This window comes from uncultured Granulicatella sp. (assembly GCF_963521425.1).
Taxonomy (GTDB): Bacteria; Bacillota; Bacilli; order Lactobacillales; family Aerococcaceae; genus Granulicatella.
In genome coordinates, this window is the sequence record NZ_CAUQUN010000038.1 from 1 (window position 1) to 11,128 (window position 11,128).

9 protein-coding genes are annotated in these 11,128 nt (G+C 33.2%); 2 read left to right on the forward strand and 7 right to left on the reverse strand.

Annotated features, from left to right (window positions below; genetic code table 11):
* A partial coding sequence (locus RWO76_RS08385; protein ID WP_314355192.1) for a ClpX C4-type zinc finger protein occupies positions 1 to 403 on the reverse strand: 403 nt, incomplete at its 3' end.
* 130 nt (positions 404 to 533) lie between these two features.
* Positions 534 to 1,814 (reverse strand): trigger factor, encoded by a 1,281-nt coding sequence (tig, locus tag RWO76_RS08390; protein WP_314355193.1) that lies wholly within the window; start codon positions 1,812 to 1,814, stop codon positions 534 to 536.
* Positions 1,815 to 2,047: 233 nt separating this feature from the next.
* Here tig and recU point away from each other — a divergent pair, with 233 nt between their 5' ends.
* Positions 2,048 to 2,635, forward strand: a complete 588-nt coding sequence (gene recU, locus RWO76_RS08395; RefSeq protein WP_399543235.1) for a Holliday junction resolvase RecU — start codon at positions 2,048 to 2,050, stop codon at positions 2,633 to 2,635.
* A gap of 10 nt (positions 2,636 to 2,645) precedes the next feature.
* Complete coding sequence (locus tag RWO76_RS08400) at positions 2,646 to 5,138, forward strand: PBP1A family penicillin-binding protein (RefSeq protein ID WP_314355195.1); 2,493 nt, start codon at positions 2,646 to 2,648, stop codon at positions 5,136 to 5,138.
* A gap of 90 nt (positions 5,139 to 5,228) precedes the next feature.
* Here RWO76_RS08400 and rny read toward each other — a convergent pair whose 3' ends face one another.
* The 5 genes from rny to RWO76_RS08425 form a co-directional block, all read right to left on the reverse strand.
* A complete protein-coding gene (gene rny, locus RWO76_RS08405) occupies positions 5,229 to 6,794 on the reverse strand; it encodes a ribonuclease Y (RefSeq protein ID WP_314355196.1) in 1,566 nt (521 codons plus the stop codon).
* Positions 6,795 to 6,915: 121 nt separating this feature from the next.
* Positions 6,916 to 7,887, reverse strand: coding sequence for a bifunctional oligoribonuclease/PAP phosphatase NrnA (locus RWO76_RS08410; protein ID WP_314355197.1), 972 nt, complete (start codon positions 7,885 to 7,887; stop codon positions 6,916 to 6,918).
* A gap of 8 nt (positions 7,888 to 7,895) precedes the next feature.
* Entirely contained in the window at positions 7,896 to 9,212 is a 1,317-nt protein-coding gene (locus tag RWO76_RS08415; RefSeq protein ID WP_314355198.1) for a DRTGG domain-containing protein, read from the reverse strand.
* A 38-nt stretch (positions 9,213 to 9,250) separates the two neighbouring features.
* A complete protein-coding gene (locus RWO76_RS08420; RefSeq protein WP_314355199.1) occupies positions 9,251 to 9,658 on the reverse strand; it encodes a metal-dependent transcriptional regulator in 408 nt (135 codons plus the stop codon).
* Positions 9,659 to 9,832: 174 nt separating this feature from the next.
* A partial coding sequence (locus RWO76_RS08425) for an iron-containing alcohol dehydrogenase (protein WP_314355200.1) occupies positions 9,833 to 11,128 on the reverse strand: 1,296 nt, incomplete at its 5' end.

The window sequence follows — 11,128 nt, forward strand, 5'->3', positions numbered from 1 at the left end:
CATTTAGAATCCGCGCAAGAGACTGAGCTAAGTATGTTTTTCCAGAACCAGTTGGTCCAATTAAACAAATATTACTTTTTTGTAACTCTACTTCATCCTCGTCTTCATTTAACAAATGATTAATCCGTTTATAGTGATTATACACTGCTACCGCTAATGATTTCTTTGCATGCTCTTGACCAACAACATATTCATCTAACACTTTACGAATTTCTTGCGGTTTCAAGACATCAATCATTTCATCCATTGTTATAGATGAAAATTCTTCATCAATGATTTCTTTACATAAATCAACACATTCATTACAAATAAATACATCAGGACCAGCGATAATTTTTTTTACTTGTTCTTGCGATTTTCCACAAAAAGAACATCTTACTTGTTTTGTTTCATCTTTATACAATCTGAAACCCCCATTCTATTTCCTGATTTCTTCTATTAAGAGTACCATAAGTCTTAATTTTCAACAAGAAAAGTTGTTTCAAAAAAAGCGCTGATTTCATATTGAAACCAGCGCGGTAAACTTTCTTCTATTAAGCTTCTTTTGCAGACTCTGTAATTACTGCTAATGCTTTTTTCATTGCGATATCGTTTTTCAACATATCTACAGAAACAGCTGCACGAACTGCATCTTCTTCCATACCGTATTGAGCAGCTAATTCTTTCACTTCGTTAGCTACATCTTCATCAGTTGCTTCAATGCCTTCTTCTTTAACGATTTGTTCTAATACTAAGTTAGTTTTAGTACGTACATCAGCATCTTTTTCCATCATTTTGTGTAAGTCTGCTTCAGTTGTACCTGTAATTTGGTAGTACATTTCTGGTGTAATACCGTTACGACGCATGTCGTTTAAATAGTGTTGCATTTGACGGTGTACTTCTTCGTGAACCATTTCAGCTGGTAATTCAACGATTTCAGCATTTTCAACTGCTTGACGTAATGCTAAGTCAGCTACAGCTTCATCAGCTGCTTCAGCTTTAGCTTCTTCTAATTCTTTACGGAATTTTTCTTTTAATTCTGCTAATGTTTCAACTGAATCATCCACATCTTTAGCAAATTCATCTGTTAATTCTGGTAATTCTTTTGTTTTAACTTCATGAACTGTTACTTTGAATACAGCATCTTGACCTTTTAAGTTTTCTGCATGATATTCTTCTGGGAATGTAACTTTAACTTCAACGTTGTCGCCTTCTTTAGCGCCTACTAATTGTTCTTCAAATCCAGGAATGAATGAACCTGAACCTAATTCTAATGAGTAGTTTTCACCTTTTCCACCTTCAAATGCTTCTTCACCTAAGAAACCTTCAAAGTCGATTACAACTGTATCTGCTAATTCAGCAGCACCTTCTTTAACAACTAATTCAGCTGATTTAGCTTGTTCTTGTAATAAACGATCTTCTACATCTTGTTCAGAAACTGTACGATCTTGTTTTTCAACAGTTAATCCTTTGTATTCACCTAATTTAACTTCAGGTTTAACAATTACAGTTGCTTTGATCACCCATGGTTGACCTTTTTCTAATGATTCGATATCAATTTTTGGTTGAGTTACTGGGAAAATACCAGTTTCTTCTACTGCATTGTCATATGCATCAGGTAATAAGAAGTTTAATGCATCTTGATATAATGCTTCTTCACCATACATTTTGTTGAAGACTTGACGACTTACTTTACCTTTACGGAAACCAGGAACGTTTAAGTTCTTTTTCACACGGTTAAAAGCAACTTCTAAACCTTGTTTAATTGATTCTTCTGAAATTTCAAATGTTAACACAACTTCATTTGTGTTGATTTTTTCAAATTTTGCTGTCATAGCTTTCCTCCAAAAAATTCTTACTTCATCAAATTTAATTGATGAGCGTTTTACATACTCATTTATTTTACAACACCTTTGTAAAATTGTAAAATATTTCTGATTATTTTTTTGAATATTCTTCTACATTTTCATTTAGAAATCAAAATGAAATCTAGTTTTTGTTAATCTTAATAATATTTTTAGCTTTTAAAGTATAATAAATGGTATAATAGATAAAGATTAGAGGTGATATTATGATTCAATACCCAAAAGGACAACAGAGAAATCCCTCTCCTCAAACTTCAACTGTTTCATATGGTAGTCGTGGAATGTTCTTAGAAACTTTATTGAATCAAACAAACGATTATTATCGATTAAAAAAAATAGCTGTTATCCATAAAAAGCCTACACCGGTACAAGTCGTTAAAGTGGATTATCCTAAACGAAGTGCCGCAGTTATTAAAGAAGCATATTACCGTCATGCTTCTACTACAGATTATAATGGGGTTTATCGTGGATGCTATATTGATTTCGAGGCTAAAGAAACGAAAAATAAAACTTCGTTTCCATTTATAAATATACATGAGCATCAATTACAACACATGGAAGATTGTATATACCAAGGTGGAATTGTATTTATTATTTTTTATTTTTCTTCATTAAATGAATATTACTTACTAGAAAGTCAGTATCTAATTTCATTTATCAGAGATAACAAGAATGGTAAAAAATCTATTCCTTTAAATTATATTCGTGATAATGGAAAACAAATTTACTTAACAGTACAATCTATTTTGGATTATATTCCAATTATTGACAATTTAATTGATAAAATTTAGGAGGTTTTCTATGACAGAGACACGCCAAAAAAGACGTAATCAACAATCAAAAAAAAATACAAATGGGAAGAAAAAGAATATTTTTAAGAGAATACTCCTTGTTTTATTCTCAATTTTTGTAATTGGATTTACAATCCTAACAGGTTTATTCTTCTACTACGCTTCCACTACGCCGGAAATAACTGCTGCAGATTTACAAGGAGCAACTGAAACAGAAATCCTTGATATGAATAAAGAACTAATCACAAAATTAGGTGGAGAAAATCGTGATTTAATTGAACCTGAAGAAGTTCCTCAAGGATTAAAAGATGCGATCACCTCTATTGAAGATAAACGATATTATTCTCATTTAGGAATTGATCCAATTCGAATTATCGGTTCTTTTGTACGTAATCTTCGTGCTGGTCATATTACTCAAGGTGGTAGTACCATCACTCAACAATTAATTAAATTATCTGTCTTCTCTACAAAAAAAGAAGATCAGACTTATAAACGTAAAATTCAAGAAATTGTACTTGCTTTACAAATAGAACGTGAATTTTCAAAAGAACAAATACTTACTTATTATTTAAACAAAGTATATATGGCTAATAACACTTATGGGTTTGGTACAGCTTCTAATTATTATTTTGGAAAAGAATTAAATGAATTAACCATCCCCCAATTAGCCCTTTTGGCTGGTATGCCGCAAGCTCCAAGTTCTTACGACCCATACGCTCATCCTGAACAAGCAAAAGAACGTCGTGATTTAGTTTTAAAAACAATGAAAGAAAATGGGAAATTAACCGATTCTCAATTTCAGGAAGCAACAGATACTCCAATTACAGAAGGATTAGTAGCAGAACATGAACAAGTTTCAACAGATGATAACCGTTTAATTTTCGATTCATTTTTAACAATGGTTGCTGATGAAGTAAAAGAAAAAACTGGTTTAGATGTTTATTCAGATGGATTAACGATTGAAACTACTGTTAATTCACAGGCGCAAAATCACTTATATGAGATATTAAATACAAATCGTTATATTCAATATGTTGATGACAAAGTTCAAAATGCAGTTGTTATGTTAGACTCAACAACTGGAGCTGTAAGAGCTGTTAACGGTGGTCGTAAACAAACAAATTTATTAGCCTATAATCGTGCCATACAAAATGACAGAAGTACTGGTTCAACAATTAAACCTATTATGGATTACGGCCCAGCAATCGAATATTTAAACTATTCTACTGGCCAAACAATGGTTGATAAACCAACAAAATATTCTAGTGGTTTTGAATTAAACAACTGGGATAATCAATATATGGGAACAATGACCATGCGTAAAGCGTTAGTTTTATCACGTAATACTCCTGCCTACCAAACCTTTAAAGCAGTTGGTGACGATAATGTTCAAGCTTTTCTAAAAAAATTAGATTTATCTGTTATGAATGACGGAAAAGAATCATTAGTAGAAAGTAATGCTATTGGTGCAAACATATCACCAGTAAAAATGGCAGCTGCTTACACTGCTTTTGCTAACTATGGTACTTATTCTAAACCATATACCGTTACAAAAATTACAACTCGAGACGGACAAGTTTTACAATTCAAACCAGATCAACATCAAGCAATGAAAGATTCAACAGCTTATATGATTACAAATATATTAAAAGATACTTTTACTTATGGTTTTGCTAATGACCTAAAAATGGGTAATCTTCCACATGCAGCGAAAACTGGTTCAACAAATTATACACCTGAACAAAAACGTGCAATGGGGGCTTCACTAGAAGATAATATTATTCCCGATTCATGGTTCATCGGATACTCCCCTGCCTACACAATTTCTGTATGGACTGGTTATGATAACCCTTATACAGCAGGAAGTGGCTTAACATTAACAGAACAAGCTTATTCTAAATGGATTTATGCTCACTTAATGAATTATGCCATGAAGCAAACTCCTGTTAAAGATTGGGAACAACCGTCTAGTGTTGTTGCTTCACAAATTGTTGTAGGATCTAATCCATTAGCTTTAGCTGGACCAAATACTCCTAGTGATAGGGTAAGTACAGAATTATTTGTTAAAGGTACATTACCTACACAGCAACAGTATGTTGAAGAAAGAATTGCTCCACCATCGGGATTAAACGTAAATTTTGATGCTGCTAAGAAAGAAATTACAGTAACTTGGAATGCAGTAAAATCCAATGGAGATAAACCAAGGTATACGATTAGTGTTGGAGGTCAATCACAAACAGTTGACAAGACAAGTGCAACCTTTAAAAATATTACAGGTGAATCCGTTCAAATTAGTTTAACTGTTACAATTAAAGATAAGACATCAGATCCAGTAACTTATGAGTTGAAATTAGGTACTAAAGCCGAGGAAAAACAAGAAACAAGTTCAACAACTATTCAACAAAATCCTCAGCAACAACAACCTCCACAACAGGATGGACAAAAAACTCAAGAAACTACTAGAAATGAAACGACTACTCAATCAACTGGGCAAAATAACTAAACTCCTAACCCCTTCTCTAATTGAGAAGGGGGTTATTTTTACTTTTATATATAAAAAAACACGCTAGATATCTAGCGTGTTTCTTTTTCATTATTTAGCATATTCTACAGCTCTTGTTTCACGAATAACTGTAACCTTAATATGTCCTGGATATTGTAGTTCTTCTTCAATTTGTTTACGAATTTCACGTGCTAATAAAATAGAACTTGCATCATCAATTTTCTCTGGATGAACCATCACACGGATTTCACGACCCGCTTGAATAGCAAAGCTACGTTCCACACCTTCGTGTTCATTAGCAATAGCTTCTAATCGTTCTAAACGACGAATGTAGTTTTCCAAGGATTCACTACGTGCTCCTGGTCTTGCAGCTGATAAAGCATCTGCTGCTGCTACTAATATCGCAATTGTCGAGGTTGCTTCTACATCTCCATGGTGAGATGCAATTGCATTAACCACAATTTTGTTTTCTTTATATTTTTGAGCAATTTCCGCACCAATTTCTACATGGGAACCTTCAATTTCATGATCTAATGCTTTTCCTAAATCATGTAATAAACCTGCTCTTTTCGCTAGATTTACATCTTCACCAAGCTCACCAGCCATAATTCCAGCTAGTTTTGCAACTTCAATACTATGATTTAAAACATTTTGTCCATAACTTGTACGGAAATATAAACGACCTAAAATTTTAATTAAGTCTGGATGTAATGAATGAATTCCAACTTCAAATGTTGCTTGTTCCCCAATTGAACGAATTCTTTCATCCATTTCCTTACGAGATTTTTCGACCATTTCTTCAATTCTTGCAGGGTGAATACGTCCATCTGCAATTAATTTTTCTAAGGTCATTTTAGCAATTTCTCTACGAATTGGATCAAATCCACTAAGCACTACAGCTTCAGGTGTTTCATCGATAATTAAATCAATACCCGTTAATGACTCTAAAGTACGAATATTTCTTCCTTCACGTCCGATAATTCGACCTTTCATCTCATCATTTGGTAATGTCATAACTGTCACAGTATTTTCAGCAACTAAATCAGCTGCTGAACGTTGAATTGCTTGTAAAATAATACTTTTAGCAGCTCTATCTGACTCGTCTTTAGCACGTTGTTCAGATTCTTTTACCATTACTGCACGTTCGTGACTTAATTCCTCACGTGTTTCTTGCATAATAATTTGTTGAGCTTCTTCTCTACTAATTGTTGAAATTCGTTCCAATTCAGCTTTTTGTTCTGATAACACAGCGTCAATCTGTTCCTCTTTTTCCGTCATGACTTGTGCTCTCTCTTGAAGTTTATTTTCTTTATCTTCAATAGATTGTTCACGTTTTTCAAGAACTTCATCTTTACGATCAAGATTTTGTTCTCTTTGAATCATCCGTTTTTCTTGAAGTAAAACTTCATTTCTTCTTTCTTTTAACTCATTTTCAACTTCAGTACGATATTTATGATTTTCTTCTTTAGCTTCTAATAATACTTCCTTTTTTAATCGGTCAGCATCTTTTTTTGCATCTTCTAAAATCATTTCAGCCGATTCACGAGCAGCTACAACTTTTTTCTCATAATTGGATTTGAAAACAAAATATCCAGCAACAATTCCGATTACTAAAGTTAAGATCGCGAGGCCTCCAGTTAATAGTCCTGAGTTCATTGAGTCACCTCCGTCTCATTTTTAAATTTTCAAAATTAATTGCATAAACAATCGTTGGATAGAATAATCCAACTCAATAACCATTGTATTATTCTATCCAACTAAAGTCAACTATAAGTCTTTATTTATTCAATGAAGCAAGAAATTTTTTAGAAGATTCATTCAATTCTTCAGACATTTGATGAACTTCTTCTAATGATTTTACAACTGCACCTGAAGCAAGCGGATGTCCTCCCCCTCCATGGTTAGCTGCAATTTCATTTACAATAGGTCCTTTTGAACGTAAATTACAACGATATGTACCATCTGGTTGCTCTACGAATAGACACCAACAATGAACTCCTTCAACTGTACTAGGTAATGAAATAACCCCATGTGTTTGATGTTCTTCCACTCCAAATTCTTTTAATTGTTCTTGGCTTAAAATGGTAATCGCTACACCATTTTCAGAAATTTCCATATTTTGGTAAATATAACCTGCTAAACGACTAACTGAAATAGGATTTGTAATCATATGATAAGCAATTTCAGAAATTTTCACTGGGAATTCTAATAATTTAGAAACCATTTCGAAAGTTACTGTTGTTGTTGCTGGGTATAAGAAACGACCTGTATCCCCTACAATACCTGCATACAATGCATTCGCAACTTCTTCATTGACTTTCCAAGGTGAATTTTCACTGAATACAAATTGACATAAAATTTCACTTGTACTACTTGCAGTTGTATCTACATAAGATATCTTTCCATAAACATCTCTATCAGGATGATGGTCGATTTTAATTACCTCTGATGGGTTTACTTCATATGGTGAATCAATACGAGGCGTATTTGCTGTGTCATTTACAATAATTAATGAAGCATTGAATACTTCTTGAGAAATGGTATCCATTGTACCAATATATGCTAAATCTTCATTCATTTCCCCTAAAGCATATACTTTTTTAGTTGGGTAAGTTGCTTCAATAATTTTTTTTAATCCAATTTGAGAACCAATCGCATCTGGATCTGGCAACTCATGGCGTAAAATAACGATTGAGTCTGCTTTTTGAATTTCTTTATCAATATCTAATAAATATTCTTGTTTATTCATCTTTTATATTAATTCCTTTCCATTAACTGACTAGACATTACTGCTTTTGCTACAATTGTATTTTCTAAATACACTGAAATATCTAATTTTGTTATTTTTCTTCCATTATCTAATGATTGAATTTGTAAAATAATTTCACTATCAATTGGAATCATTTTTAAATAATGTAAATCTAATTGCTCAATAACAGCATTTCTTCTTTGACTACGAGAAATAAATTCTTTTGATGCTACACTTACAACTTCACAAAGAACACCAAACGATAACATCCCTAAATTATTTGTCATTTGTGGAGTTACTGTAAATTGGAATTTGGCTTGTTGCGTATCTATGTCCAGAACATTTAAACTCTCTGCAACATCATCTTCAAAAGTATTCCCTACCTGAGGTTGACGTTGAGCTAATTGCATAGCTTTCATCACATCTTGTCTGGAAATAATCCCTAACAATTCCATATTATCTTGTACAACTGGTAACATTTCTAAGCCATTCCATATCATAGAATGAGCAACACTGGCTACACTAGCATGTAATTTAGTGACACTTGGATTTTTCGTCATCACTCTTTCAATGACAATATGATCGCCTTTTCCAATAACATCTTTTGCTGTCACAACTCCTACAAGACGATTCGAATGATTAATTACAGGAAATCTAGAATTTTCAGTTTGTTGATTCATTTTTCGATAATCTTCCACTGTATCATCAATCATTAAATAATGTGTGTGAGAAAAATCTGTAAAAATATCCGATACAATCATGATTTTTTTCTTAATTAATTGATCCGTCATTGCACGGTTAATAAGAGATGCAACTGTAAATGTATCGTAAGTTGTTCCAATAACTGGTATCGCTAATTCATCAGCTCTTCGAATTAATTCGTCAGAAGCAGTAAAACCTCCTGTAATTAATACAGCTGCCCCCTGTTCTAAAGCTAATAATTGAGCCTCTTTACGATTTCCAATAATCACTAATGATTCTGGATGAATATAACGACTCATCGCATCCTCTGTCATCGCTCCGATAACAAAGCGGTTTAAAATCTTATCTAAACCTTTAGAGCCACCATAAACTTCCCCTTCAATTATTTTAACAATTTCACCGAAAGAAAGTTTCTCAAAATTATCTTTTGATTTTCTTTCTATTCTAATCGTCCCAACACGTTCTATTGTAGAAACAACACCCAGATTTTCTGCAGCCTTTATAGCTCTATAAGCAGTTCCTTCACTTAATTGCATATTTTTAGCAATTGTACGAACAGAAATCTTTTCACCAACTGGTAATGATTCAATGTATTCAATGATTCGTTGATGTTTGGTTGACATATTTTCCCCTCCAAATCAGCATTTATTTCATGCATTTTTTAGGATTCATGTATCGTAGGGATAATTTCTCCATGCGGACAATGAGTTGGATCATCCAGAAAATCCACTAATCGATTAATTAACTCAGGTGAAGAAGCATGTTCTAAAACTTCTGCCTGAGCATGAACTTCATCTGGTGAAAAACCTAATGACTGTACTAAAAATACTTCCCATATTTTATGAGTACGAATCAAACGTTCAGCAAACAAAATTCCTTTTTCTGTCAGTCTAGCTCCTTTATATCGTACATAATTTACATAATCTTCTGTTACTAGTTTATTCAACATTTCTGTTGTAGATGCTGCAGATATTTGAAGCATATTAGTGATTGACTTATTCGAAACAATTTCATGATTACCGCCTAATTTATAAATCGCTTTAATATAATCCTCTTTATTAGGGGTCATATTGTTTCCTCCTTTAAACCTCACTAACAACTAATTTTCTTCAATAGTATACCATAAATCTGTATTAAAATAAACTGAACATCTGTATTAGTTTACAGTCAAACAGTAAAATTTTATATAAAGAAAAAAGCGTAATAGTCGAAAGACTACTACGCTTTTTCAAAATTAAAATAATTATTTTAAACGTCCTGGACGAGCTGCGTAACCATAGTATGCATCAGCAAGAATTTCTTCCATGTGAGCAACCATTGGTAAACGAGGGTTCGCTGGTGAACATTGATCTTCATAAGCTAATAATGCAATTTCATGGATTGTTTCTTTCCATTCTTTTTCATCTACACCTTGAGCTTTGAAGTTCATCTCAATTCCTACACGTTCTCCTAACTCATAAACAGCTTTTGCTAATGCATCTACTGCTTCTTCAGGAGTTGATGAAGGTAATCCTAACATTCTAGCAATGTCTTGGAATTTTTCATCAGCACGGTAGTAATTGTATTTAGGCCATGTAGAAGTTTTAGCAGGACGAGTACCATTGTAACGGATAACATATGGAAGTAAGATTGCATTTGTACGTCCGTGAACTGTGTGGAAGAATCCACCAACTTTATGAGCCATTGAGTGAGACATTCCTAAGAATGCATTTGCAAATGCCATACCAGCCATTGTAGAAGCATTATGCATTTTTTCTCTTGAAACGAAGTCTCCATTTTTAACTGAGCTTTCTAAGTTTTCAAATACTAATTTGATTGCTTGTAAAGCTAAACCGTCAGTGTAGTCATTCGCTAATGTTGAAGTATAGGCTTCAACTGCGTGAGTTAATACGTCCATACCTGTATCTGCTGTAACAAATCCTGGAACTGTCATAACTAATGCTGGGTCAACAATCGCAATTGTTGGAGTTAATGAGTAGTCTGCTAATGGATATTTACGGTTATTTGCTTTATCAGAAATAACAGCAAATGGTGTTACCTCAGAACCTGTACCTGAAGTTGTTGGAATACCAACGTATTTTGCTTTTTCACCTAATTCAGGGAATTTGAATGCACGTTTACGAATATCCATGAATTTTTGAACTAAATCACGGAAGTCAATTTGAGGTTGTTCGTAGAACATCCACATAACTTTAGCAGCATCCATTACAGAACCACCACCAAGAGCTACGATTGTATCTGGTTCAAATGATTTCATAATTTCAGCACCACGGTTAACTGTTGTGATATCTGGATCCGGTTCAACATCTGAAAATACTTCGTAAATAACTTTGTTAGGGCGTAATTCTAATTGTTCAATCACACGTTGTAAGAATCCTAAGTTAACCATTTGTTGGTCAGTTACGATCATTACACGTTCTACATTTTTCATTTTTTGTAAGTATTGAATTGAATCACGTTCGAAATAGATTTTCGAAGGAACTTTAAACCATTGCATATTATTTCTACGTCTCCCTACTTTTTTGATATTTAATAGATT

Excerpts from the sequence above, each read along its gene's own strand:
- tig (WP_314355193.1), bottom strand. The coding sequence starts at position 1,814 with ATGACAGCAAAATTTGAAAAAATCAACACAAATGAAGTTGTGTTAACA.
- RWO76_RS08400 (WP_314355195.1), top strand. The coding sequence starts at position 2,646 with ATGACAGAGACACGCCAAAAAAGACGTAATCAACAATCAAAAAAAAAT.
- rny (WP_314355196.1), bottom strand. The coding sequence starts at position 6,794 with ATGAACTCAGGACTATTAACTGGAGGCCTCGCGATCTTAACTTTAGTA.
- RWO76_RS08410 (WP_314355197.1), bottom strand. The coding sequence starts at position 7,887 with ATGAATAAACAAGAATATTTATTAGATATTGATAAAGAAATTCAAAAA.
- RWO76_RS08415 (WP_314355198.1), bottom strand. The coding sequence starts at position 9,212 with ATGTCAACCAAACATCAACGAATCATTGAATACATTGAATCATTACCA.
- RWO76_RS08420 (WP_314355199.1), bottom strand. The coding sequence starts at position 9,658 with ATGACCCCTAATAAAGAGGATTATATTAAAGCGATTTATAAATTAGGC.